Genomic DNA, 26,100 nt, shown 5'->3' with positions numbered 1-26,100 from the left:
TCGCGCGAACGCCCTACCGCCCCACCGGCGGCCGCAGGATATCGCGCGGAATCGACGCGATCAACACGCAGCTGACCAGCAGGCAAGCGCCCAGCGCATAAGTCCCGTTGTTGATGTTGCCGGTCATCTGCTTGGCGACGCCGGTGATCATCGAGCCCGTGAAGCCGGACAGGTTCCCCACCGAGTTGATCAGTGCGATGCCGGCGGCCGCGGCCGTGCCGGACAGGATCTGCCCCGGAAAGGTCCAGTAGATCGGCATCAGCGCGAGGATGCCGCAGGTGGCAATGGTCAGGAATACGATCGACAGCGCCACGTTGTGCGCGAACGCCGCGCTCAGGATCAGGAAGACGCCGCCGATCAGCGCGGGAATCGCCGCATGCAGGCGGCGTTCGCCGGTCTTGCGCGAGTGCGACGCGTTCCACACCATCGCGAAGATCGCCGTCAGGTACGGAATGGCCGTCAGCACGCCGATGTGCAGCGGGCTGTGCACGCCCGACGCGCGGATGATCGACGGCAGCCAGAAGGCCAGCCCGTAGAAACCGGTATTGAACGTCAGCAGAATGAAGGTGAGCAACCAGACGCGCGGGCTGCGCAGCGCGGCGCCGATGCTGTGCGACTTGTGCGCGGCCTCGGATTCGAGGTTGCGCGACAGCACCGCCTTTTCGTCGGCGGACAGCCACTTCGCCGTCTGCGGGCCGTCGCCGAGGCAGGCCAGCACGATGAACGCCACCACGATCGACGGCAGCCCTTCGAGCAGCAGCATCCATTGCCAGCCGCTCATGCCCGACAGGCCGTGCGTCTGCTCCATCAGCCAGCCGGACAGCACGCTGCCGAGCGTCAGGCTCAGCGGGATCGCGACCAGGAAGCCCGACATCGCCACGCTCTGGCGCCGCGCCGGGAACCAGTAGTTCAGGTACAGGATGACGCCCGGGAAAAAACCCGCTTCGCACAGCCCCAGCAGGAAGCGCAGCGTGTAGAACATCGTGGTCGTCTGCACGTGGAAGAACTGCGCGAGCGGCACGATGAACGCCATCGACGACGACACGATGCCCCACGTGATCATGATCCGCGCGATCCAGAAGCGCGCGCCGTAGCGGTGCAACAGCAGGTTGCTGGGCATCTCGAACAGGAAATAGCCCCAGAAGAAGATGCTGGCGCCGAGCGCATAGACGCCGTCGCTCAGGTTCAGGTCGTCGAGCATCTGCAGCTTCGCGAAGCCCACGTTGACGCGGTCCAGGTAGGCCACGACGTAACAGAGCAGCAGCAACGGCAGGATGCGCCGCATGACCTTGCGGTAAAGGGCGTCTTCGGACGAGTCGGCCGCGGCCGGTGCGGCAGCGGCCTGCGTAAGGGATGGCATCGGTCTGTCTCCTGATTGTGTCGATCTTCTTCGTACCGTCGCGTGCGCTGCGCGCATTGATGTTACCGATAACATCCGGTGCCAAAAAAAAGCCGACGAGGCGACGGGAGCGATCGGCAAGCTGATACCGGTAACACATTCGACGGTAGCATGCGGCGACACGCGTGTACAAGTGCCGCCGGACGCGTGGTTTCCCTAGTGCGGCCCTCACCGCGGCGGGCACGCCGCGACCGTGCCTGCGCGGTATGCCGCCCCGGTATGATGTAGCCTTTCCTGCCTTCTCCCGATCGCGATTCCGATGCCCAGTCCCACCGCAGTCCGGCCCGCCGGGCCGCCCCGCATGTCCGACGTAGCGCGCCTCGCCGGCGTATCGAAGATGACGGTGTCGCGCGTGCTCGCCGGCCACAGCGTGGCCGCCGAGACGCGCGCACGGGTCTGCGAGGCCATCGACCAGCTCGGCTACGTGGCGGATGCCGCTGCCGGTGCGCTGTCGTCGGGGCGCTCGGAATTCGTCGCGGTGCTGGTGCCGTCGCTGTCGAGTTCCAACTTCTCGGACACCGTGCGCGGCCTGACCGATGCACTCGAGCCGCATGGTTTGCAATTGCTGCTCGGCGATACCGACTACGACCTCGAACGGGAAGAACGGCTCGTCCGGTCGATGCTGCGACACCAGCCGCGCTGCATCGCGCTGACGGGGTCGCAGCACACCGATGCGACGCGCAAGGTATTGGAGCGCTCGGCGATTCCAGTGGTCGAGATGTGGGACCTGCCCACGCGCCCGATCGACACCGCCGTCGGCTTCTCGAACGTGCGCGCCGCCCGTGCGATGGTGCGCCACCTGGCCGAGCGCGGTTACCGGCGCATCGGCTTTCTGGTCGGCGCGAGCGAACTGGATCGCCGCGGCCTGGACCGGCTCAAGGGCTACCAGGCGGAGATCAAGGCGCAGGGGCTGGGCGAACCGCGCGTCGTGCGGCTGGGCGAATCGCCGATCACGATGAGCCACGGCGGGCCGGCGATGGCCGCGCTGCTGGAGCAATGGCCGGATACCGACGCGGTGATGTGCGTGAGCGACATGTCGGCGTTCGGCGCGATCATGGAGTGTCACCGGCGCGGGCTCGCCGTGCCGGCCGATATCGCCGTGGCCGGCTTCGGGAACTTCGAAGTGGCGACATGCTGCCATCCGACCATCACGACCGTATCGGTCGACGCGTACGGCATCGGGCTGCGCACGGGCGAAGCGTTGCTGGCGGCGCTGCAAGCGCGTGACGGCGGCGAGCGGACCGAATCGAAAAGCATCCGTATCGACTACACGATCATCGCGCGGGAAAGCGCCTGACAAGCCGACGGCCGCGCGCATCCCGACCGCCACGCGCGCGGCTTCGTACCGCCCCCCCTGCCCTCACCTTCGCCACATGCGCACGAAATCCCTTCCGCTGCGCAAAAAACCCGTGCTAACATCCAAACGATGTTACCGGTACCATCCGGCATGCAGAATGACAAAGGCCCCTCAGGAGACAGCCTGCCATGTCACACACCCCTCGCCGCCTGCGCAGCCAGGAATGGTTCGACGACCCCGCGCACGCGGACATGACGGCACTCTATGTCGAGCGCTTCATGAACTACGGGTTGACGCGCGAGGAACTGCAGTCGGGCCGCCCCATTATCGGCATCGCGCAGACGGGCAGCGACCTCGCGCCGTGCAACCGCCATCACATCGAGCTGGCCGAACGCACCAAGGCGGGCATCCGCGACGCGGGCGGCATTCCGATGGAGTTCCCCGTGCATCCGCTCGCCGAGCAAAGCCGCCGGCCCACCGCCGCGCTCGACCGCAATCTCGCGTACCTCGGGCTGGTGGAAGTGCTGCACGGCTTTCCGCTGGACGGTGTGGTGCTGACGACCGGCTGCGACAAGACCACGCCCGCGTGCCTGATGGCGGCCGCCACCGTCGACATGCCCGCGATCGTGCTGTCGGGCGGCCCGATGCTCGACGGCTGGCACGAGGGCAAGCGGGTCGGCTCGGGCACGGTGATCTGGCATGCGCGCAACCTGCTCGCGGCGGGCGAGATCGACTACGAAGGCTTCATGCAGCTGACCACGGCCTCGTCGCCGTCGATCGGCCATTGCAACACCATGGGCACCGCGCTGTCGATGAACAGCCTCGCCGAGGCGCTGGGCATGTCGCTGCCCGGCTGCGCGAGCATTCCCGCCGCCTATCGCGAGCGCGGCCAGATGGCTTACGCGACCGGCAAGCGCGCGGTCGAGCTCGTTCGGGAAGACCTGCGCCCGTCGACAATCATGACGCGCGCGGCATTCGAGAATGCGATCGTCGTCGCGTCCGCGCTGGGCGCATCGACCAACTGCCCGCCGCACCTGATCGCGATTGCGCGCCACATGGGCGTCGAACTGAGCCTGGACGACTGGCAGCGCCTGGGTGAATCGGTGCCGCTGCTCGTCAACTGCATGCCGGCCGGCGACTACCTCGGCGAGAGCTTCCACCGCGCCGGCGGCGTGCCCGCCGTGCTGCGCCAGCTCGATTCGGCCGGGCTGCTACGGCGCGACTGCCTGACCGTATCGGGCCGCGCGATCGGCGAGATCGCCGACACCGCGCAGGACACCGACCGCGACGTGATCCGCACGCCCGATGCGCCGCTCAAGCATGGCGCCGGCTTCATGGTGCTGTCGGGCAACTTCTTCGACAGCGCGATCATGAAGATGTCGGTGGTGGGCGACGCGTTCCGCCGCACCTACCTGTCCGAGCCGGGCGCGGAGAATACGTTCGAGGCGCGCGCGATCGTGTTCGACGGCCCCGAGGACTATCACGCGCGCATCAACGATCCCGCGCTGAACATCGACGAGCGCTGCATCCTCGTGATCCGCGGCTGCGGCACGGTCGGCTACCCGGGCAGTTCCGAAGTCGTGAACATGGCGCCGCCTGCCGAACTGGTGAAGCGCGGCGTGACGTCGCTGCCGTGCATGGGTGACGGACGCCAGAGCGGCACATCGGCCAGCCCGTCGATCCTGAACATGTCGCCGGAAGCCGCGGTCGGCGGCGGCCTCGCGCTGCTGCGCACGAACGATCGCGTGCGCGTGGACCTGAATCGCCGCAGCGTCGACGTGCTCGTCGACGAGGACGAACTCGCGCGCCGCCGCGAAACCGAAAGCTTCACCGTGCCGCAGGCGCAAACGCCGTGGCAGGAACTCTATCGCCGGTTCGTCGGCCAGCTGTCCACCGGCGGCTGCCTCGAACCGGCCACGCTGTACCTGAAGGTGATCGAGCAGCGCGGCAACCCGCGCCATTCGCACTGACCCACCGCCCCCGACTCTTGCCGAGCTGACCATGCATACGCCTTCCGTTTCCGATTGCCTGCCGCACGACCTCGACCACGCGCTGCTGATCGGCCGCGTCTGGCGGCACGACGGCGCCCACGCGGGCCCGAGCGTCGTCGCCGTGCGCGGCGGCGAAGTGTTCGACATCACACGCACCGTGCCGACCACCGCCGACCTGTTCGATCGCCCCGATGCAGTCGCCATCGCGCGCACCGCTGCCGGCGAATCGCTCGGTCGTGTCGAGCCGTTGTTGCAGGCCGCGCTGGACGGCACGCCGGGCGCGACGCACCTGCTCGCGCCGTGCGACGTGCAGGCGATCAAGGCGTGCGGCGTGACCTTTGCGGTCAGCCTGATCGAGCGCGTGATCGAGGAACAGGCGGGCGGCGATCCGGCCAAAGCGCGGGAGGTTCGCGACACCATCGCCGCGACCATCGGCACCGATCTATCGAAGATCGTGCCGGGCTCGGAAGCCGCGCTGCGCCTGAAGGCGGAGCTCGAACGCCGCAGCGCATGGTCGCAATACATGGAAGTCGGCATCGGCCCGGATGCGGAAGTGTTCTCCAAGGCGCAGCCGATGTCGGCGGTCGGCTTCGGCGCGGATGTGGGGCTGCTGCCCGTGTCGGTGTGGAACAACCCGGAACCGGAGATCGTGCTGGCGGTCGCCCGTGACGGCAGGCCGGTGGGCGCGACGCTCGGCAACGACGTGAACCTGCGCGACATCGAAGGCCGTTCGGCGCTGCTGCTCGGCAAATGCAAGGACAACAACGGCTCGTGCGCGATCGGCCCGTTCGTGCGGCTGTTCGACGACGGCTTCACGCTCGACAGCGTGCGGGCATGCAGCGTGTCGCTGCGCGTCGAAGGCGCGGACGACGGCTTCGTACTCGACGGCATCAGCCATATGCGCGAGATCAGCCGCGACCCGACCGACCTCGTCGCGCAGACCTGCGGCGCGCATCACCAATATCCGGACGGCTTCATGCTGTTCCTCGGCACGATGTTCTCGCCGATCCAGGATCGCGACGCGCCCGGCGGCGGATTCACGCATCACCTCGGCGACCGCGTCACGATCTCCACGCCCGCGCTCGGCGCACTCGTCAACACCGTGCGGCTTTGCACGGAGATCGCGCCGTGGACCTTCGGCGTGCGCGCGCTGTATGCGAATCTGGCGGCACGCGGGCTGCTTGCCTGAGCGGAACGGCAGCAACACCGGCCTCCCCACGGGTGATCGATCGCAGTCAGCCACGGCGTGGGCGACGTACAGCGGAGCGGTGCAGGATACGAACAAAATCCCGCCCGTCGTCGGCGGGTGCGCCAGCCGGACTGGCTTCGCCACGCCGCATGAAACCGGGGCCCGCCGGCCCCGTCACGCGAACCGTCACGCCGCCACCGCGCGCTCCGCGAGCCTGAACTCGCCGACCGTCTGCGCGAGCCGGGCCGCCTGCTCGCGCAGCGACGTCGCGGCAGCCGCCGATTGCTCGACCAGCGCCGCGTTCTGCTGCGTCGTATCGTCGAGCTGCGACACCGCCTGATTCACCTGCTCGAGCCCCGTGCTCTGCTCCTTCGCGGCGACGCTGATTTCGGCGATCACGCTCGTGATGTTGCGCACGCCGTCGACGATTTCGTCCATCGTCGCACCGGCCGTCTGCACGAGCCCGGAGCCGCCCTCGATCTTCTCGACCGACGAGTAGATCAGCTGCTTGATTTCCCGCGCGGCCTGCGCGCTGCGCTGCGCGAGCGCACGCACTTCCCCGGCGACGACCGCGAAGCCGCGGCCGTGCTCGTTCGCGCGGGCCGCCTCGACGGCGGCGTTCAACGCGAGAATGTTGGTCTGGAACGCGATGCCGTCGATCACGCCGACGATGTTGGCGATCTCCGCCGACGCCTGCGTGATGTCGTTCATCGTCGACACGACGTCGCGCACGACCGTGCCGCCCCGCAGCACGACGTCCGACGCCGATTCCGCCAGACGGTTCACCTGGCTCGCCGCATCGGCCGGGTTGCGGGCCGTGCCGGCGATCTCCTCGAGCGCGGCGGCCGTTTCCTGCAGGCTCGACGCCGCGTGTTCGGTGCGGGCCGACAGATCCTGGTTGCCCTGCGCGATCTCGGCTCTCGCGAGGTTCACGGACGTGCTGAAATCGCGGATCTGCCGCAGGATCGTACTGATCTTCTCGGCGAACGCGTTGAACGCTCTCGCGATCTGCGCGGCTTCGTCCGCGCCGTCGGCCGGCAGGCGCTTCGTCAGATCGCCGCTGCCGCTCGAGACGTCCGTGAGCGCGTCGCGCACTATCAGGATGTGCTTGAAGGCCGCGTTCGTCATCGCGCCGACCAGCGCCGCCGCGATGATGGCGAAACACGTCGCAAGTATCCGTGCGCGAATTGATGACAGCATGATGACTTCGGTCTCCGTTACCGCGTGATTGAAATGGGATCGCTGAACAAGGCGAACCTGATCCGTTTAACGGCACGGCGGGCGAAAACAGCGCCGTTCTCCGGCTCAGCGTGACGAATGCGGATCGCGGTCGGATTTATTTTGACGACAGGCAACCCGCAAACGATTGCCCCGCAGCGCCGGTCCTAAACCTTTCTTTCACCATTCCGTTAATCAGGAAATCTATTTGATAACCACAACCGGATTCCTCCCATGAACGATCGACGATTAACCGTTCGCACGAAGCTGATCATGGCTTTCGGACTTCTTACGTGTACGGTCGTGCTCGTCTCCATCGTCGGCATCGTCTCGCTCGGCAACGCGAACGCGGCATTCGACGACTATGTCAACGGCACCAACGCCCGCGCGAACCTGGCCGACAAGATTCGCTTCGCGGTCGACCGGCGCGCGATCGCCGCCCGCAACCAGGTCCTCGCGGCCAGCCCGCGCGACGCGGACATCGAGAAGGAAGCGGCACTGCAGGCCGACCACGAAGTCGGCGCGCTGATGGGCGAACTGACGAATGCGGTCCGCGAGGGCAGCGGCGCATCCGACAAGGCGCGCGAACTGGTTCGGCAAATCGGGGCGGTCGAGGCGCAGTACGGCCCCGTGGCGCGCGCCATCGTCGACGCGGCGGCGAACAACCGGCGCGATCAGGCGATCACGATGATCAACGAACAGTGCCGACCGCTGCTGGCCCAGCTCGTCGCGGCCACCGACACGTATGCGACGTACTCGCGCGCGCGGGCCGATCAACTGGTGAAGGAATCGGACGACCGTTATACCTCGCGACGCCTGATGCTGATCGCGATCTGCATCGCCGCCGCCGCCGCGGCCGCGCTCTCGGGCCTCGTCATCACCCGCGGCCTGCTGCGCTCGCTGGGCACGGAGCCCGCCGTGCTCAGCGATATCGCCGGCCATATCGCCGCCGGCAATCTCGGCGCCGAAGCCACGACCGGCGCCGCGCCGGCCGGCAGCGTACTGGCTTCGATGCGCGACATGCAGGCGAACCTGATCCGCCTGATCTCGGAAGTCCGTACCGCATCGGGCAACGTCGCGACCGGCGCCGGCGAAATCGCGTCCGGCAACCAGGACCTGTCGTCCCGCACCGAACAGCAGGCCGCGTCGTTGCAGGAAACCGCGTCGAGCATGGAGCAACTGACCTCCACCGTGCGCCTGAACGCCGACAATGCGCAACAGGCGAGCGGCCTGGCCAACAACGCATCGGAGGTCGCGCAGCGCGGCAGCTCGGCGGTCGGCCTGATGGTCGACACGATGACCGACATCAGCGCGAGCTCCGCCAAGATCGCCGAGATCACCGGGATCATCGAAGGGATCGCGTTCCAGACCAACATCCTCGCGCTCAACGCGGCCGTGGAGGCTGCCCGCGCCGGCGAACAGGGCCGCGGCTTCGCGGTGGTGGCAAGCGAAGTCAGAAGTCTTGCGCAGCGTTCGTCGAGCGCCGCGAAGGAAATTCGCGAGCTGATCTCGCAATCGGTCCGGAAAATCGAGGACGGCTCGCATATCGCGAACAACGCGGGCGATACGATGAGCGAGGTCACGCATGCGATCTCGCGCGTGACCGACATCATGGGCGAAATCGCCGCGGCGTCGAGCGAACAGAGTCGCGGCATCGAGCAGGTCAATCTCGCCATTACGCAAATGGACGAGGTCACCCAGCAGAATGCGGCGCTCGTCGAGCAGGCAGCCGCCGCCTCGAAGTCGCTCGAGGAACAGGGAAACCGGCTTGCCGAGGCCGTCTCGTTGTTCCGGCTCGACGCGCGCATGGCCGGCGCGTAGGTCGGCGCCCGCCGCCCTGCCGCCGGCTCACCTCGACACAGAGTTCGAGCGCCTGTGCGCGCGTCTCGGCGAGCAAGCGCAGCGCTTCGCCGAGCAAGCCCTTCTCCAGGTCGGAGAGATGATCGTCGCGGCCGATTTCGCCGATCGCCGGCTCGCTCATGCGGGTTTCCATCGCGGCTTCTCCTTCGCTGTCCGATTGCGCACGCGGTCGCATGTCGCCTTTCGCGTCACATGACCGCGCCGCGCAGCCACGGCACGAACTCGCGTTCGCCGATGCCGTTGTCCTCGCTGCGGGATCGTCGTCCGGAGGCAACGTCGAGCATCAGCCGGAACAGCCGCTCGCCCGCTTCGCCGACCGAGAGCGAACTGGCGACGATCCCGCCGCTGTCGAAATCCATGTCCGATTGCATCCGCTCGTACAGGCCGGTCGTCGTCGCGATCTTGATCGTCGGCACCGGCTTCGAGCCGAACACCGAACCGCGGCCCGTCGTGAAGCACACGAGATTCGCGCCGCCGGCGATCTGCCCGGTGGCCGACACCGGGTCGTAACCGGGCGTATCCATGAACACGAGCCCCGCTTGCCGCACCGGCTCCGCATAGTCGTAGACCGCGCGCAGCGGCGAGCGGCCGCCCTTCGACACCGCGCCGAGCGATTTCTCGAGAATCGTCGTGATGCCGCCGGCGAGGTTGCCGGGCGACGGGTTGTTGTTCATTTCGCCGCCGTTGTCGGCGACGTAACGCTCCCACCACTGCAACCTGCCGAGCAGACGCTCGGCCACGTCGCGCGACGCCGCTCGCGCGATCAGCAGATGCTCGGCGCCGTAGATCTCGGGCGTCTCGGACAGAATCGCGGTGCCGCCGTTGCGGACCAGCAGATCGACGGCCGCGCCGAGCGCCGGATTCGCGGTGATGCCCGAGTAACCGTCGGAGCCGCCGCATTGCAGGCCGACCGTCAGCCGCGAGGCCGGCACGGCGCTGCGACGCGCGCCGTCGGCCGCCTCCAGCAACTCGCGCACGATCGACACGCCTTTGGCCACGGTGTCGCGCACGCCGCCTTCGTCCTGGATCACCAGCGTGCGCACGGTACCAGGTGCCGCCGCGTCGAGCCGCTGCGCGAGCGCGCCGACCTGGTTGACCTCACAACCGAGGCCGACGAGCAGCACGCCGGCGAAATTCGGGTTGCGCGCATAACCGACGAGCGTGCGTCGCAGCAGTTCGATGCCGTCGCCGGTCGCCGACATGCCGCAGCCGCTCTGATGGGTGATCGCGACGACGCCGTCGACATGGCCGAACGCGTCGAGCGCGCCGTGCCGGTATGCATCGGCGATCGCATGACAGACACTCGCCGAACAGTTGACGCTCGCGATCACGCCAACGTAGTTGCGCGTCCCCACGCTGCCGTCGGGACGCACGAATCCGTCGAAGGTATCGCGGCGATCGGCCGGAACGTCGTGCGTGTCGCCCGCCGGCCCGTCGTCGTGCGCATGCCGCTCAGGCATCCCGACGTTATGCACGTGCACGTGCTCGCCCGCAGCGATGTCCCGCAGCGCGACGCCGATCGGCTGCCCGCATTTGACGATCGCGTCGCCACGCGCGATCGGCGTGGTGGCGATCTTGTGGCCGGCCGGTATCGCGGCCGCCGGCCGCAGCGGTGCGCCGTGCACGTCGATCGGCACGTCCGGCGCCAGCGCGTCGAGTGCGACGGCGACGTTGTCGTTGCCGTGAAGGATCACGATGGTCGGTTGCTTCACGATGGTCTTCTCCCTGTCGTTGCGGCCACCGGTTCGCAGCGGGCGACGAGTTGCCGCAACCGCGGTTGTTCGGCCGCCAGCGCCAGCGAATCGGCGAGCGCGAGCAGCGGCTCGATCCGCCGCGCGACCTTCTCGCGATGGTTGACCGCGATATCGGCGATGCGATGCGCGAGAAACGGATTGAGAAAGCGCTCGCGCACGCTGTCGACGTAGTGTTCGGCCGTTTCGCGCAAGCCCAGCGCCACGAATACCGGCGCGACTTCATCGCGCCACACGGCTTCGAGACCGTCGCGCAACCGCGCATCGTTCATCGCGTCCAGCACCGTTTCCGATGCGTCGCGCCCCGCCGCGAGCCACTGCTCCGCGAGCCAGCTGTGCCCGAGATTGAGGAAGAACAGCTTCAGGCGCTCGTGGCTGCGCAAATCGTCGGTGACGACGACCTGAGCATGCGTGCACGGCAGCGCCATGCCGGCGCGCCGCTCGATCGCCCACAGCGCGTAGGGCTCCGCGATCGCGCCGACCGGATGGAGCGGCTCGGACACGATGCGGTCGACGAGCGAGTTGACCCACACGCAGCGGTTGCCCAGATAGTCGGCGAACGCGTCGGGCAGCCGCCACTGGCGCGCGAGGTCCAGCACGATGTCGCGCAGCGTGTCGCCGTTGTCCGTCACCAGTTCGCAAGGCAGGATGGAGACGCCGTCATCGGGCCGCACCTGCCAGCGCGCATGCAGCAGCGCGAGCAGCTTCGCCGGAAAGCCGTGCGGTGCGTGCTCCTGCTGGGCCAGCAGGTCCACGGTGTCGCGTGGATCGGCGCGATACCCTGCGTCGCCGGTGTTCGACACGATGACGCGTACGGTCTCGATCGCGGCACCGCGTATCTCCGCCCAGTCGTGCTCGGCGTCCCACGCGCGATGCACGGCGCGGCACTCGACGACTTCGTCGACCACGCCGCCGCGGTCGCGCCCGCGAATCCGCACCGGATAGCGACCGGTGGCGCGCAGCGCGTCAATGCGGGCGCGGCTGGCCGGATTGCCGGTCGTCTGCACGATGCCGATGCCGCCCATCGCGTTGCCGTCGTCCAGCGCCTGCGAGACGAACAAGTCGACGTGCGCGAGCAGGAAGCGGCTCGTGCCGAACTGGAGGATCGGCGGCGTCATCGCATGCGCTCCGCGTGCCGGATTCGATCGATCAGCATTCGACGAGCGCCTTCACGACGGTCTGCCCCGCATCGAGCAAACGCGGCAGCGCATCCGGCACCTCTTCGAGCCGCATCCGGTGCGTGTTCAGCGCGCGGTCCGGAATACGCCCCCCGCGCATCGCGTCGAGCACCGTCGCGAAATCCTCGGCCGTCGCATTGCGGCTCGCGAGCAGCGTGGCTTCCCGCTTGTGGAATTCGGGATCCGAAAAGGCGACGTGCCCGCGCACGATCGAGATCAACGTGTATTTGCCGCCATGCGCGACGAATTCGAAACCGCGATTCATCGCATCGAGGTTGCCTGTGGCGTCGAACACCGCATCGAAATACTCGCCGTTCGTCAACGCCGCGAGACGCGCCGCGTCATCCTCGCCCACCTCCACGGTCGCATCAACCGTCAGATGTTGCCGGCAAAACGCCAGTCGATCCGCCCGCGTGTCGAGGCATGTGACGTCGGCGCCACGCAGCTTCGCGAAGATCATCGCGGCCATGCCGATCGGCCCGGCGCCGACGACCAGCGCGCGCTGCCCGGCGCGGACGTCCGCGCGCCGCACCGCATGCGCGCCGATCGCGAGGAATTCCAGCATCGCCGCCTGGTCGAGCGAAATGCCGTCGGCCTTGTGAACGAACTGCGCAGGCACGCTCAGGTATTCGGCGAGCGCGCCGTCGCGATGCACGCCGAGCACCTTGATGTTCACGCAGCAATTCGTGTTGCCGTGCCGACAGGCGATGCAGTGCCCGCACGACAGATACGGCATCACGTACACCGCGTCGCCGACGCCGAGCCCCGACTCGGGTTCCGCCTCGACGACGACCGCCGAAAGCTCATGGCCCATCACGCGCGGATAGTCGAGGTACGGCTGGTTGCCGGTGAAGATATGCAGGTCGGTGCCGCAAATGCCGACCCGTTGCACGCGCAACAGTACTTCGCCGCTGCCGCGTACGGGCAGTTCGCGCTGCTGCACGCGCAGCACGCCGGGAGATTCGCAAATCACGCTGAGCATGTCGGGTTCCTTTCGTTCTGGTTCATTCGTCGTGGCGTGCGGTGTCGATCCGGTAGAAGCGGTGTGCGTTGCCGCCGAAGAGGCCGTCCAGCGCCGCGGCGCCGAGCAACCGCGCGCAATCGTCCTCGCACGCGGCCAGCCATTCGCCGTAGCCGCCGCACGCCGACGCCAGCCGCAGCACCGGCCAGTCGCTGCCCCACATCAGGCGCGTCGGCCCGAACAGCTCGGCCAGCGCGTGGACATACGGCCGCGTGCGCGCGCGCACGGCATCGGGCCCAGCCGACGGCCCTGCTTCGGTCCAGAGGCCGGACAGCTTGCAATGAAGGTTCGGCAGGCGCGCAAGCCGGCCCATCGCCGACAGCCACGGCTGCCATTCGCCGCGCTCGATGAACGGCTTCGCGCCATGGTCGATCACGATCGGCAGATCCGGATGGCGTCGCGCGAATGCATGCAGCGCATCGAGATGACGCGGCATCACCAGTGCATCAAAACGCAGCCCGTGCTCGAGCATCGCGGCGACCGCGCGATCCAGCCGCGGATCGTCGATCCACGTGTCGTCGGGCAGATCCTGCAGCATCGGTCGCAAGCCGCGCGCCTTTGGCGCGGACGCAAACGCCGCGATCCGCGCCGGTGCGTCGTCGGCCTTCAGGTCGACCCAGCCGACCACCGCGCCGACGCTCGGCGTTTCGTCCGCGAGATCGAGCAGAAAGCGCGTGTCGGCTTCGCTCGGCAGCGATTGCACGAGGACGGTGGTGTCGATGCGCGCAGCGTCGAGCAGCGGCGCCAGATCGGCCGGACCGAAATCCCGGTGAATCGCATCGAGTTCGGCCGGCGGCCAGCAGCCGGCCCGTGCGTCGATGCGCCAGTAGTGCTGATGGGCGTCGATGCGCATGATCATGCGTGGGCTCCCGGAACCGGCGCGTGCGCCGCGATCAACCCTTCGTCGCGCAGCGCATCCCACAGTTCGGCCGGCGCGGGACGCTCGAACCAGTCGACGTTCTGCTTCAACTGCGCCACGCTGCGCGCGCCGACCACGCACGATACGACGGCTGGATGACCGAACGGAAACTGCAATGCCGCGGCGGGAAGCGGCACGTCGAAGCGGTTGCACAGCGCGCCGAGCCGCGTGGCCTTGTCGATCACGTCGGCGCTCGCGTCCGCATAGTTGAACTTGCCGTTGCCGGCGAGCAGGCCGGAATTGAACACGCCGCCGATCACGATCGCCGTCCCGTCACGGGCGCACGCGTCGAGCAGCGGTTCGAGCGCCGTCTGTTCGAGCAGCGTGTAGCGGCCGGCCAGCAGCACCGCATCGAGCGCCGCTTCGTTCAGCGCGTCGGCCGCGACTTCCCATTCGTTCACGCCGAGACCGAACGCGCCGATCTCGCCGCTGGCGCGCAGCGCATCCAGCGCGCGAAATCCGCCGCCGCGCGTCAACTGTTCCCAGTAGTGCGCGTGACGATCGCCGTGCGTCATCGCGCCGATGTCGTGCACGTACAGCATGTCGATCCGCGCGAGCCCGAGCCGTTGCCGGCTGTCGTCGTGCGAGCGCATGATGCCGTCGTAGCTGTAGTCGTAGACGGGCCGGAACGGCAGCGGCTCGGCCCAGCCGTCGTCGCCCGGCCGCACGCTCGCGTCGGCGCGCATCAGCCGCCCGACCTTCGTGCTGAGCGTGAACGCGCTGCGCTCGCGCGGAGCGAGCCCCGCCCCCACGCGCCGCTCGGACAGCGTGTAGCCGTAATACGGCGCGGTGTCGAAGTAGCGCAGGCCGGCAGCCCACGCGGCGTCGACCAGCGCGGCGGCGTCGGCCGCCGACATCGGCCGATAAAGGCCGCCGAGCTGCGAGCAGCCGAGGCCGAGCGCGGACACCGTCAGCCCGCTGCGCGGCAAGGTGCGCGTATCGTTTGCGTTCATGAGTGGTGACTCGATGCGTGCAAGCGGGACGGGCGATCAGTACAGGACATTCTTCGCTGCCTGCGAATCGAGGTTCTGCTTGTCGACCATCACGACGCCGGTATCGATCAGCTTCGGCGCGGGCTTGCGCTCGATCACGTCGAGCGCCGTGCGCACGCCCTGGTTCCCCATCTGCCACGAGCCCTGCACGGCGATCGCCTGCACGGTGCCGTCGCGCACGAAGCCCTGCAGGTCCTCGTTGCCGTCGAACCCGATCGCCACCACCTTGCCCGCCTTGCCCGACTGCTTCAGCGCACGGCCCATGCCGACCGCGGTCGGCTCGTTCGCGCCGAAGATGCCCTTCAGGTCCGGGTTCGCCGACAGCACGTCGGTCGTCTGGTTCAGCGCGGTCGCCATTTGCGATTGCGAGTAGTACGGGCCGACGACCTGCAGCTTCGAATGGCTCTCGATGTACTTGCGGAACCCGCCGACGCGGCTGACCTCGGATCCCGCGCCCGGTACGTACGACATGATCGCGATCTTGCCCGACTGCCCGACGCGGTCGATCAGCGCCTTCGCGCACAGCGCGCCCGCCTTCTCGTTGTCGGTCGACAGGAATGCCTGGTAGTACGGCTTGCCCGCGTCCGCGATCGCCGAGTCGATCAGCACGACGGGAATGTGCGCTTCCCACGCCTTCTTGATCGCGGGCACGAGCGCATCGGGATCGGACGGCGCGAGCACGATGCCCGCCACATGACGCGTAACCGCGTTGTCGACCATGTTGACCTGCCCGCTGATGTCGGACTCGGCCGCCGGGCCCTGGAACGTCATCGTGTAACCCTTGGCGCCGCCGAGCGCCGCCTTCGCGCCCTTCTGCACGTTCTGCCAGTAGTTCGAATTGACCGTCTTGACGATCACGGCGATCTCGCCGCCCGCCGCATACGCGCCGCTGCTGCACACCGCGAACACGCACGCCGATGCCGCCAGCAGGATGAATTTGTTCATGTCTCGCTCCGCTTCTCGTTGGTAGGGACTGCTTGCTGCCGGTCAGGGCCGGCGATTGCGCAACTGGTCGATCCACACCGTGCCGAGGATCACGACGCCGATGATGATCTGCTGGATGAAGCTCGACACGCCGTTCATGTTCAGGCCGTTGCGCAGCACGCCGATCACGAACGCGCCGATCGCCGTGCCGGAGATCGTGCCGACGCCGCCCATCAGCGACGTGCCGCCGATGACCGAACTGGCGATCGCGTCGAGCTCGTACATCACGCCTTCGTTCGGCTGCCCGGTGACGAGCCGCGACATCAGCACGCAACCGGTCACGCCCGCGAGCGCGCCGGACAGCACGTAGGTGAACAGCTTCACGCCCTGCACGTTCACGCCCGACAGCCGGGCGGCTTCCGCGTTCGACCCGACCGCGTAGATATGGCGGCCGAGCGACGTTCTCGACAGCAGCACGGACACCACGACGAACAGCACGACCATGATCACGACCGGATACGGAATGCCGGGAAAGGTCGTGTCGGGGAACCCGTCCGCGCCGATGCGCGAGATCCGCAGCAGCGCGCCGTTGCCGAGCGCGCCGAACGCATCGCCGAGATCCGATACCGGCCGCGCGCCGGTGATCTGCAGCGCGATGCCGCGCGCGACGAGCATCATGCCGAGCGTCGCGATGAACGGCGGCAGGCCCATCTGCGTCACGCAGATGCCGTTGACGAGCCCGCACAGCGCGCCGACCAGGATGCCGGCCGCCATCGCCGCGGGCACCGGCGCGCCGGCCTTGACCAGCAGCGCCGCGCACACGCCGGACAGCGCGAGCACCGAGCCGACCGACAGGTCGATGCCGCCCGTGATGATTACGCAGGTGGCGGCCACGCCCAGATAGGCGATCGACGTGACCTGCAGGCCGACCGTCATCAGGTTGTCGACCGAGAAGAACGCCGCGCTCGAGATCGAGAACGCGAACACGAGCACGACGAGACTGCCCAGCGCCGCGAACTTCTGGATCAGGTCGCGCCGCCGCTGTCGCGCCGCCCGTTCGTCGGCCTGGCTTCGATCGGATGTCATTTCAAGCATGGGAACGCCCCGACGCGTAGTGCATGATCTCCTCCTGACTGGTGTGTTTCGTATCGAGAAATGCGGTCAATCGACCTTCGTGAAAAACGGCGATCCGGTCGGTCATGCCGAGCAGTTCGGGCAATTCCGAACTGATCAGCACCACGCCGACGCCGTCGGCGGCGAGCCGGTCCATCAGCCCGTAGATCGCGAATTTCGCGCCGACGTCGATGCCGCGCGTCGGCTCGTCGAAGAACAGGATCTTCGAGCCGCGGTACAGCCATTTGCCGATGACGACCTTCTGCTGGTTGCCGCCGGACAGGTTTCGGACGCGCTGGTGCACGGACGGCGTGCGAATCGCGAGGTCCTGCACGTAGCGGCGCGCGACGTCGAGTTCGTCGTCGAAGCGCAGGAATCCGAAGCGTGACGTGATGCCGCGCACGTTCGCGAGCGTGAGGTTCGCCGCGACGGGCATCGGCAGCGCGAGACCCTCCTTCTTGCGGTCCTCCGACAGATACGCGATGCCGTGCCGGATCGCCTCGCGCGGCGAGCGGATCGTCACGGGCCGGCCGTGCAGCCCGATCGTGCCGCCGTCGGGGCGATCCGCGCCGAAGATCGCGCGGGCGATCTCGGTGCGCCCGGCGCCCATCAAGCCCGCGAAACCGAGGATCTCGCCGCGGCGCAGCGCGAACGACACCGGCCCGAACACGCCGTCGCGGCGCAGGTCCCGCACGTCGAGCAGCACCTCGTCGGTCGGCACCGATTGCCGCGACGGATAGGCGTCGTCGAGCGTGCGTCCGACCATGCGCGCGACGATGTCGTCGATGCTCACGTCGGCGAAAGCGTCCGTCGAGATGTGGCGCCCGTCGCGCAGCACCGTCACGCGATCGACGATCTGCGCCATTTCGTCGAGCCGGTGCGAGATATACAGAATCGCCACGCCGTCGGCGCGCAGTTCCTCGATGATGCGAAACAGCTGCACCGTTTCCGTTTCGGTCAGCGACGACGTGGGTTCGTCCATGATCAGCACACGCGCATCGTGCGACAGCGCCTTCGCGATCTCGACCATCTGCTGCTGCGCGATGGACAGCACGCCGACCTTCGTCGTCGGCGCGACGTTCAGGCCGATGCGCGCGATGCAGCGCGCCGCCTCCGCGTTCATGCGTTTCGTATCGACGAACGGCCCGCGCCGCGGCTCGCGCGCGAGGAACAGGTTCTCCGCCACGCTCAGGTGCGGGACGAGATTGAGCTCCTGATGAATGATCGAGATGCCGGCCGCCTGCGCTTCGGAGGCCGAATGAAACCGCACCGGCGCGCCGCGATAGTGGACGACACCGTCGTCGGGCAGGTACTGGCCGCTGATGATCTTCATCAGCGTCGATTTGCCTGCGCCGTTCTCGCCGCACACCGCATGCACCTCGCCGCGGCGCAGGTCGAGGCGAATCCCGTCGAGCGCGAGGACGCCGGGGAAGCGCTTGCGAATCCCGTCCAGGCGCAGGATCTCCCGGTCCGATTCGTCCTGCGCGGCCTGACCGGGCAGATTGCGAGGCATTGCCATTGCGTCTCCTGGGGATGGATCGACCTCGACACTAACCGGTCAGTCCAATTTGGATGAATTACAGCAATCAAAGCCATTTTGGTCAAGCCAATTTAATTATTCAAATCCGATCTTACCAATAGTGAAAACCCGGACATCCGGATGAACGCGCCGCTACACGGGGCGATACGTCCGGCGTGATAGACTCCGCGACACGCGCTTGCGCCCGAAGCGCATTGATCCCTATCACTCGGATGAAATCGACAGAACCCAAGCGGCTTTACCAATCGGTCGCGGCCCAGATCGTCGCGTTGATTCGCCAGGGCGAATTCGCGATCGGCGAGCGGCTGCCGCCCGAGCGCGAGCTGGCGCTGACGCTCGGCGTGTCGCGGCCGTCGCTTCGGGAGGCGCTGATCGCGCTGGAAATCGGCGGGCAGATCGAAATCCGGATGGGCTCCGGCGTCTATGTGCGCGATACGGCCGCCGACGCTGTCGGCCCGATGGCCACGCTCGGCGACAGTCCGTCGGAATTGATGCAGGCTCGCGCGGCCGTCGAAGGCAGCGTCGCCGCGCTGGCCGCAGCGCGGATGACGGCCGCCATGCTCGAGCGGCTGCGCCGCACCGTTCAGCGCATGAAGCGGCTCGCGGAGGCCGGCAAATCCCCGGTCGAAGCCGACCGGCAGTTCCACATGCTGATCGCGGAAGCCGCCGGCAACTCGGTGCTCACCCGCTTCGTCGGCGAGCTGTTCGACAGCCGCCACGACCCGATCGCGGCCGCGATGCGCGGCCATGCGGAGAATCCGCAGACGTGGACCGCCGCGGTGCGCGAGCACGAGGACGTGCTGCTCGCGTTGCAGGCCGGCGATCCGATCGCCGCGCAGACGGCCATTCGCGCGCATCTTCGCGCGTCGGAAGCGCGGTGGATCGAGGGTGGGCTGAAAGCCGATCCGGATTGAGCTGAACACGCACGGGCGCCGGCGCGCGTCGGCGAGCGCGGTGTCGTGCATCGCGTGGCGCCGTGCCCCCTGCAATTTCACTCATATTTCTCGCGCAGGCGTGACGAAAGCGCTATCCGGCCGTCACCACGCCATGGTTTGTTTTCCCCGCCGTTCGGCATTTCAGGAAATCCACCCATCCCCTCGCTCGCATCCGTGCGCCCCACCGTTTCGCTCCCCATACCAATCCTCAAAATTACGATTGCAAATGCCTCTCATTTGCATTAAATTGCCGCGCAAATGTACTGTTTGGAACACCGATGTCGGCGCAAGGCCGCCCGCCGTGCCCGAACGCGAACGACACGAAAGGGAGAGGTATGAGCAGGAGGAACTGGGCGGCCGCACCGATGGCCATCGTCGTCGGCGCGGCAGGCGTGGGCACGGCCGACGCGCAGGAGGCGACGCTGCCCACCATCGAGATCTCGGGGCAGCGCGCGAGCGCACCGTTTCGCACGCGTGACTCGACGAGCGCGACGCGCGGCGACGCGGACGTGATGGAGATCCCGTTCGCGGTCAGCAGCGTCGATGCGAAACTCGTGCGCACGGTCGCGGCGACGCGCGGCGAGGACCTGTACGACTGGGTCGCGGGCGTCGCGCGGCAGAACAACTTCGGCGGTCTTTGGGACAACTATGCGGTGCGCGGCTTCGCCGGCGACGGCAACACGTCCGGCACCGACTACCTCGTCAACGGCTTTTCATGGAATCGCGGGATCAGCGTGCCGCGCGACACCGTCAACCTCGAGCGCATGGAAGTGCTCAAGGGGCCCGCGTCGGCGCTGTACGGGCGTGGCGATCCGGGCGGGCTCATCAGCTACACGACGAAGCAGCCGCAGTTCGCGCGCGCGAACACCGTCGGCGTGTCGGCCGGCAGCTACGGCGCATTGCGCGAGACGCTCGATTCGACCGGCCCCGTGACGAAGTCGCTCGCGTACCGCTTCGTCGCGATGAACGAGAACAACGGCAGCTTCCGCGATACCGTGTCGAGCAAACGCTACCTGTTCGCGCCGTCGTTCACGTGGGACATCGGTGCGGACACGACGCTTCATTACGAATTCGAGAGTGCGCGCCAGCGCGCGCCGCTCGATCGCGGCGTGGTCGCGGTGGGCGGGCAACTCGGTGCGATTCCCGCATCGCGCTTCCTCGGCGAGCCGCGCGACGGCGACTACGACGTGCGCAACGCGGGCCATCAGTTCACGCTCGAGCATCGCGTCGATGCGAACTGGTCGGTCAACGCCGGGTTCGCGCAGCGCACCACCGACCTGTCCGGCCGCTCGTCCGAGGCATTCGCGCTGCAGCCGGACGGCCGCACGCTGTGGCGCCGCTACCGGCAAGTCGCGTTTCATTCGAACGACCTGCAGGGCCGCATCGAAACGGCCGGCAAGTTCCGCACCGGCGGCATCGGCCACACGCTCGTGCTGGGCGTCGATGCGTACCGCTTCAACTACGACCAGTTCGTCGCGCGCTCGACGCCCACGGCCGCCGCGCCGTATGCGATCGACATCTTCGATCCCGTCTACGGCCAGCCGGCGCCCACGCCGCGCACCGCGACCAACCTGCTCGAGCGCGACGACGGCCAGGGGCTCTACGCGCAGGACACGCTCGCGTTCGGCCCGCACTGGAAAATCCTCGCCGGGCTGCGCTGGGATCGCTTCCACCAGTCGGTCGAGAACCGCCTGAAAGGCACGACGAGCAGCCAGGTGCAGACCGCGTTGAGCCCGCGCATCGGCATCGTGTACGAGATGAGCCCCGCCCTGTCGCTCTATGCGAACACCGCGTATTCGTTCCGGCCGAACAACGGCGCCGACGTCGACGGCCGCGCGTTCGATCCGGAGAAGGGGCACGGCTACGAAGCCGGCGCGAAATGGGCCGGCGCGCGCTGGCTCGCGACCGTCGCGGCGTTCTACGTCAACAAGCGCAACGTGCTGACCGCCGATCCGGCGAACGCCGGCTTCTCGCGCGCGGCCGGCGAGGTGCGCAGCCGCGGCGTCGAATTCGAATGGAACGGCGACCTCGGCCACGGCGTGCGCGGCCTCGTCAACCTTGCGTATGTCGACGCCGAAGTCACGCACGACGCGGTGCTGACACCCGGCGCACGCCTCGTCGACATTCCGCGCCTGAGCGGCAGCGCGCTGCTCCTGTACGAAACCGCGGTACCGTTCGCGGAAAAGGCCGGTGCCGGCGCCGGCCTGATCTACGTCGGGCGCCGGGCCGGCAATACCGCGAACACGCAGGATGGGTTCGAGCTGCCGGCCTATGCGACCGTGCAGCTGAACGGCTATGTGCAGGTCAACAAGCACCTGCGTGCGTCGGTCGTGCTGAACAACCTGTTCAACCGCACCACCTACGTCAGCTCCTACAACAGCTTGTGGGTCACGCCGGGCGCGCCGCGCAGCCTGTTCGCGTCGCTCGCCTATACGTTCTAGCCGGGGTTGGCCGGCCGGCGCTGCGACTCATGCGCTTCACGCGCCGAGCGCGAGCCGCGCCGCCAGCGCGAGCAGCAAGGCCGGCAACATCACGCACGCGCCGACCGCGAGGAACGCGCCGAAACCGACCCGCAACCCTTCGCGCCGGATGGCCGCCAGCCACAGAATCGTCGCGAGCGATCCGGTGACGGACAGGTTCGGCCCCAGGTCGACGCCGATCAGGATCGCGTCGATCACCGTTTGCGGGCTGCGTGCGGCGTCGACCGTCGAACTCGCGATGAGCCCGGCAGGCAGGTTGTTGACCAGGTTCGACGCCAGTGCGATCGCAACGCCCGCCGCGGCCGCGGCGGGCTGCTCGCCGCTTGCCGTCAGCGCGCGCAGCAGCCCGGCGAGCGCACGCACCGCACCGCTCCGGTCGAGCGCCTCGACGAGTACGAACAGCCCCGCGACGAGCGGCAACACGCTCCATGAAATCGCGCGAACGATCGGCATGCATGCGGTGCGATCCTTGACCAGCACGCATGCGACGGTGACGATACCCGCCGCCGCGGTCGGCAACCCGAGCGGAAGATCGAGCGCCGACACCGTCATCAGCGCGGCGGCCGTGATCGCGATGCCGGCCAGCGCGATACGCCCGCCGCCGGTGAGCGGCCGCGTCGGCAAACCGGATTCGCAACGGCCGCCGAGCGCGTGCCGCTGGGTCATCCGAAGCATCAGGAACGTGCATGCGATCGATGCGACGGACGGGATCGCGAAGTGGGCCAGCCATACGCCGAGCGACGGCATGCGCGCGCCGTACAGCACGAGATTCGCGGGGTTCGAGATCGGCAGCACGAAACTCGCCGCGTTCGCGACGAACGCGCAGATGTACAGCAGCGGCAGCGGATCGGCCTTCGCCCGGCGCGCGGCCGCGATGACCGCGGGCGTCAGCACGACGGCGGTCGCATCGTTCGACAGGAAGATCGTCGTCACGGTGCCCACCAGGTAGACGAGCGCGAACAGGCGCCGGGGCGAACCCTGCGCGAGATTGACGACGCGCGTCGCGACCCAGTCGAACAGCCCTTCGCGCCGCGCGACCTCGGACAGCAGCATCATGCCGGTCAGGAACAGGTACACGTCGCCGCCCTTCGCGACGGCGTCGAGCGCCGGATGCACGGGCAACAGGCCGCACACGACCAGCAGCAACGCGCCGCTCACGGCCCAGGTCGCCTCGGGCCAGCCGAACGGGCGGGCGATGACGCCCGCCGTGGCGAGCGCGGAAATCAGCCATGCAAGTGAAACGGAATTCATGGGCAGGTCGGGAATCGCAGGGAGAGGGAAGGCACGTTCAGGACGACGCGGCCGGCAGGTCGGCCGGCTTGCCGCACACGCTGCTCAGCGCTCGCGCATGGCCGAGCCAGAGCGCGAGCGCGCCCGTCGACACGGCGCCCAGCACGACGAATGCGACCGGATAACCGAAGTGCTGCGCGAGCACGCCGCCCAGCACGGGACTGAGCGCCGCGCCGATCCCCTGCGCGGTCGCGACGGCGCCCTGCCCGGCGTTCACGCGGCCGGAGCCGTGCAGCAGGCGCACGACGAGCGCCGGCACGACGACGCTTTGCAGGCCGGCACCGATCCCGTCGAGCACCTGCACCGGCCAGACGCCCGCCTCGCTCATCAGCGTGGCGGCAAGCACGCCCCGCACCGGCAATACCAGGTAGGAAAGCAGCAGCACGCGCCAATAACCATGCGCGCGAATCAGCCGGGGCGCGACCCACGCGGCCGCGATCATCACGAGTTGCGCGATGACGATGGTTTGCGCGGTGAACATGCTCGCGTTGCTGCGATGCGTGGCGACCACGCCCATTCCGTAGAGCGGCAGCATCGCCGCGTTGCCGAGATGAAACAGCGCGAGCGACGCGCCGAGCAGGACCAGCGGCCGGTTCGAGGCGAGCGTGCGCCAGCCGCCGGCGTGCGGCGCCGACGCGCCCATGGGCGGATCATCGCGCACGGCATGCGTTCGCGGCTCGGCATGGTCCATGTCGAGGCCGCGTGCGCACGCGTGGTCGATGGCCCGTGCGGGAATCGCCAACGTACTCGCGATCGCGAGGAGCGTGAACGCGGCGACGAGCGCGAACACCGCATCGAATCCCGCATGCCAGCCGAGCCATCCGGCGAGCGCCGCGCCGACCACGTTGCCCGCATGGTTCGCCATCTGGTTGCGGCCGAACTGCCGGTCGAAACCCTGCCGGCGCGCGATGCCGAGCGTCACGCCCGCGACGGCCGGCGCCAGCGCCGCGCCGCCGACGGCGGCCAGGATCTGCGATGCCGCCACCGCCGGATAACCGTCGGCGAACATCAGCGCCAGCGAGGCCAGCGCCGTCACGGCGGTGGCCGCGACGATCAGCGCGCGCTTCGCGCGCAGCGCATCGACGAGCGCGCCGGCCGGCGGCGTCGCGGCCATCGCGGCGAGCCCGGCCAGCGTCATGACCGAGCCGATCGCGTCGGCGCTCCAGCCGCGCGACAGCAGGATCACGCCGATGAACGGGCCGATGCCGGCCTGCACGTCGGCCAGGAAGAAATTGAGCGCCTCGAGCGCGCGCGCCGCTCTCATCGTCGACGGGCAGTCATTCGTCGTCCGCGTCGACGAGCTCGGCGATCTCGCTCACTTCGAGCACGGCGCCGTACCGCGTGACGACGCCTTGCCCCCACGCCATGACGTGGATACCGGCGCGCAGATAGTCGCTCAGCTCGGCGGCCGCATGCGGCGGCATCCGCAGCACGACACCGTTCGTCAGCAACGCGCCGTTCAGCTCACCTTTCGGGCCGTGCAGCGCGAACGCGACTTCGCCGCTCATCTCCATCAGCTTGCGGCCGCCATGCGGCGGCTTCGGCGCACCGGGCACGGGCCCGTTGTCGACGATGTCGAAGCCGTGGCGCCCGGTCAGCTGCACCGCCACGATCATCGCGGCGCCGCGCGACTTGACGCCGCGCACGCGGATGCGGTCGCCCACCTCGACATGGCGAACCAGTTCGCGGCCCAGGTGCGGCGGCACGTGAACCTGCAGGTCGCCGTTCAGGATCAGGCCGTCGATGTCCCCGTGCGGGTTGAGCAGGAACTGTGTGACGCGGCCGCGCGTTTCGGGCAGGCAGGCGGGATCGATCCAGTGCATGGCAGGACTCCTTGTGGGATGGCAGGAAGACGACGCGCGATCAGCGCACGACGTCGTCGTAAAGATTCACGACGCGGCCCGGCGAGCCGAATGCGGTGGCCTGCAGCGCTTCGCCGTAGGCATTGCGCGTGCCGTATCCGACCGCGGCAACGCGCGCGCCGGGTACGAGCAGCGCGCCGAACTGCTGCGCGGCCGGCACCGTCAGCTTGACGATTGCGCCGCTGTCGAGCATCACGCCGTCCGGCTCGCCGCGTGGTGCGTGCATGACGCGCCGCACGACACCCGACACGCTGAGCCGGGCCAGATTGACGCCGCGCAGCGCGGGCGGCATCGGCGCGGCGGATGGCGGCGGCTGGTCGGACAGCGATGCGCCGCTGCGGTCGTTGCGCACGACGCGCGCGTGGATGTCGTCGCCGGCGCGACGTTCACCGGCCACCGTTACCCGGTCGCCCGGCCGCGCGAGCGCGATCAGTTGCGTGCCGAGATGCGGCGGCACGCCGACGAGCGTCCCGTCGGTCAGCACGAAACCGTCGACCGCGCCTTCCGGGTTGATCGTCAGGCGCGAAAGCGTGCCGGACACGAGTGCGTCGGAGGCGACGGGCGACAGCGGCGGAGGCGGAAGAGGAGCCGGTTCGAAACCGGCGCGCGGCGGCGCGCCGGGCGGTTCGTCCGCACGCGGCGCGGGTGGAATCTGCGCGGCGCAGGCTGTCGCCGCGGCGATCAGCGCGGCGGCACACAGTCCGACACAGCTGCGGCGAACGGCGACGCGTGGGGTCGACTTCATGACGGGCTCCGGCAACGGGTTGCGATGCCGTGATATCTGCAACATGCGTGCCAGCACGCACGTGCCCGCCGGGCGGCGTATCGAACCGTGAACCGTGCACAACGTGTCGGGATTCCCGACACGTCTTACCCGCCGTTGTCGGGAATCCCGACAGGCGTCATGGCGCCGCTACTCGTCGCGCTCGATACCCAGATGGGCCATGCGCGCATAGAGCGACTGGCGGCCGATGCCGAGCTGCCGTGCCGCCTCCGCGCGATTGCCGTTCGCGCGCTCGAGCGCGCGCAGGATCACGGTGCGCTCGACCGCCGCCAGCGCGTCGGGCAACGGCATGTCGAACAGCGGCGCGGGCAGCGCAAGCGCGTCGCCGCCGGGCGCCGGCGCCGCCACGACGCCGAG

General features: G+C 68.5%; 20 protein-coding genes and 1 pseudogene. 6 read left to right on the top strand and 15 right to left on the bottom strand.

Annotation, left to right across the window (positions count from 1 at the left end; translation table 11 throughout):
- Positions 1 to 13 precede the first annotated feature (13 nt).
- A complete protein-coding gene (locus ABY44_RS15160; protein WP_021163208.1) occupies positions 14 to 1,360 on the bottom strand; it encodes an MFS transporter in 1,347 nt (448 codons plus the stop codon).
- A gap of 298 nt (positions 1,361 to 1,658) precedes the next feature.
- Between ABY44_RS15160 and ABY44_RS15155 the strand changes: the two genes are divergently transcribed.
- The 3 genes from ABY44_RS15155 (at position 1,659) to ABY44_RS15145 (ending at position 5,876) form a co-directional block, all read left to right on the top strand.
- Positions 1,659 to 2,696, top strand: a complete 1,038-nt coding sequence (locus ABY44_RS15155; RefSeq protein ID WP_174392705.1) for a LacI family DNA-binding transcriptional regulator — start codon at positions 1,659 to 1,661, stop codon at positions 2,694 to 2,696.
- A gap of 188 nt (positions 2,697 to 2,884) precedes the next feature.
- Positions 2,885 to 4,666, top strand: coding sequence for an IlvD/Edd family dehydratase (locus tag ABY44_RS15150; protein ID WP_060174461.1), 1,782 nt, complete (start codon positions 2,885 to 2,887; stop codon positions 4,664 to 4,666).
- Between the two features lie 31 nt (positions 4,667 to 4,697).
- Complete coding sequence (locus ABY44_RS15145; RefSeq protein ID WP_060174462.1) at positions 4,698 to 5,876, top strand: fumarylacetoacetate hydrolase family protein; 1,179 nt, start codon at positions 4,698 to 4,700, stop codon at positions 5,874 to 5,876.
- Positions 5,877 to 6,062: 186 nt separating this feature from the next.
- Here ABY44_RS15145 and ABY44_RS15140 read toward each other — a convergent pair.
- A pseudogene (locus ABY44_RS15140) lies at positions 6,063 to 7,034 on the bottom strand (methyl-accepting chemotaxis protein); the annotation flags it as partial.
- A gap of 294 nt (positions 7,035 to 7,328) precedes the next feature.
- Here ABY44_RS15140 and ABY44_RS15135 point away from each other — a divergent pair.
- Positions 7,329 to 8,915 carry a methyl-accepting chemotaxis protein gene (locus ABY44_RS15135; RefSeq protein WP_027792845.1) on the top strand — a complete coding sequence of 529 codons (1,587 nt, stop codon included), beginning with the start codon at positions 7,329 to 7,331 and terminating at the stop codon, positions 8,913 to 8,915.
- Positions 8,916 to 9,142: 227 nt separating this feature from the next.
- Here ABY44_RS15135 and ABY44_RS15130 read toward each other — a convergent pair whose 3' ends face one another.
- From ABY44_RS15130 to ABY44_RS15095, 8 genes are read right to left on the bottom strand one after another with little or no spacing between them, the layout of a single operon-like run.
- On the bottom strand, positions 9,143 to 10,666 hold the full coding sequence (locus ABY44_RS15130; protein WP_060174463.1) for a UxaA family hydrolase: 1,524 nt from the start codon (positions 10,664 to 10,666) through the stop codon (positions 9,143 to 9,145).
- Positions 10,663 to 11,823, bottom strand: coding sequence for a D-mannonate oxidoreductase (locus ABY44_RS15125; RefSeq protein WP_059699557.1), 1,161 nt, complete (start codon positions 11,821 to 11,823; stop codon positions 10,663 to 10,665). The genes ABY44_RS15130 and ABY44_RS15125 overlap by 4 nt, the downstream gene beginning before the upstream one ends.
- A gap of 31 nt (positions 11,824 to 11,854) precedes the next feature.
- On the bottom strand, positions 11,855 to 12,865 hold the full coding sequence (locus ABY44_RS15120; protein ID WP_027792848.1) for a zinc-binding alcohol dehydrogenase family protein: 1,011 nt from the start codon (positions 12,863 to 12,865) through the stop codon (positions 11,855 to 11,857).
- 22 nt (positions 12,866 to 12,887) lie between these two features.
- Positions 12,888 to 13,763 carry an amidohydrolase family protein gene (locus ABY44_RS15115; RefSeq protein WP_081072708.1) on the bottom strand — a complete coding sequence of 292 codons (876 nt, stop codon included), beginning with the start codon at positions 13,761 to 13,763 and terminating at the stop codon, positions 12,888 to 12,890.
- Positions 13,760 to 14,776 carry an aldo/keto reductase gene (locus ABY44_RS15110; RefSeq protein ID WP_059699559.1) on the bottom strand — a complete coding sequence of 339 codons (1,017 nt, stop codon included), beginning with the start codon at positions 14,774 to 14,776 and terminating at the stop codon, positions 13,760 to 13,762. Before ABY44_RS15110 ends, ABY44_RS15115 begins: the two co-directional genes overlap by 4 nt.
- Positions 14,777 to 14,812: 36 nt before the next feature.
- The gene (locus tag ABY44_RS15105) at positions 14,813 to 15,760 is read right to left on the bottom strand and encodes an ABC transporter substrate-binding protein (RefSeq protein ID WP_060174464.1); all 948 of its coding nucleotides are present in this window, start codon (positions 15,758 to 15,760) and stop codon (positions 14,813 to 14,815) included.
- A gap of 42 nt (positions 15,761 to 15,802) precedes the next feature.
- A complete protein-coding gene (locus ABY44_RS15100) occupies positions 15,803 to 16,834 on the bottom strand; it encodes an ABC transporter permease (RefSeq protein ID WP_027792852.1) in 1,032 nt (343 codons plus the stop codon).
- Positions 16,827 to 18,371, bottom strand: a complete 1,545-nt coding sequence (locus tag ABY44_RS15095; protein WP_060174465.1) for a sugar ABC transporter ATP-binding protein — start codon at positions 18,369 to 18,371, stop codon at positions 16,827 to 16,829. The genes ABY44_RS15100 and ABY44_RS15095 overlap by 8 nt, the downstream gene beginning before the upstream one ends.
- Before the next feature lie 233 nt (positions 18,372 to 18,604).
- Here ABY44_RS15095 and ABY44_RS15090 point away from each other — a divergent pair, with 233 nt between their 5' ends.
- Entirely contained in the window at positions 18,605 to 19,306 is a 702-nt protein-coding gene (locus ABY44_RS15090; protein ID WP_027792854.1) for a FadR/GntR family transcriptional regulator, read from the top strand.
- 356 nt (positions 19,307 to 19,662) lie between these two features.
- The gene (locus ABY44_RS15085; protein WP_060174466.1) at positions 19,663 to 21,768 is read left to right on the top strand and encodes a TonB-dependent siderophore receptor; all 2,106 of its coding nucleotides are present in this window, start codon (positions 19,663 to 19,665) and stop codon (positions 21,766 to 21,768) included.
- A 36-nt stretch (positions 21,769 to 21,804) separates the two neighbouring features.
- Here ABY44_RS15085 and ABY44_RS15080 read toward each other — a convergent pair whose 3' ends face one another.
- The 5 genes from ABY44_RS15080 to ABY44_RS15060 form a co-directional block, all read right to left on the bottom strand.
- Entirely contained in the window at positions 21,805 to 23,058 is a 1,254-nt protein-coding gene (locus tag ABY44_RS15080; RefSeq protein WP_060174467.1) for an arsenic transporter, read from the bottom strand.
- Positions 23,059 to 23,095: 37 nt separating this feature from the next.
- Positions 23,096 to 24,361, bottom strand: a complete 1,266-nt coding sequence (locus ABY44_RS15075; protein WP_060174468.1) for an MFS transporter — start codon at positions 24,359 to 24,361, stop codon at positions 23,096 to 23,098.
- Between the two features lie 13 nt (positions 24,362 to 24,374).
- Positions 24,375 to 24,920 carry a hypothetical protein gene (locus ABY44_RS15070; RefSeq protein WP_060174469.1) on the bottom strand — a complete coding sequence of 182 codons (546 nt, stop codon included), beginning with the start codon at positions 24,918 to 24,920 and terminating at the stop codon, positions 24,375 to 24,377.
- Positions 24,921 to 24,960: 40 nt separating this feature from the next.
- Positions 24,961 to 25,704 carry a hypothetical protein gene (locus tag ABY44_RS15065; RefSeq protein WP_063809896.1) on the bottom strand — a complete coding sequence of 248 codons (744 nt, stop codon included), beginning with the start codon at positions 25,702 to 25,704 and terminating at the stop codon, positions 24,961 to 24,963.
- 168 nt (positions 25,705 to 25,872) lie between these two features.
- Positions 25,873 to 26,100 (bottom strand): helix-turn-helix domain-containing protein (locus tag ABY44_RS15060; RefSeq protein WP_431641372.1); only part of this gene is annotated, 228 nt, incomplete at its 5' end.

It is taken from the genome of Burkholderia sp. ZZQ-2 (genome assembly GCF_050768715.1).
Taxonomy (GTDB): Bacteria; Pseudomonadota; Gammaproteobacteria; order Burkholderiales; family Burkholderiaceae; genus Burkholderia; species Burkholderia cepacia.
This window is presented reverse-complemented; position numbering and strand designations above follow the sequence as displayed.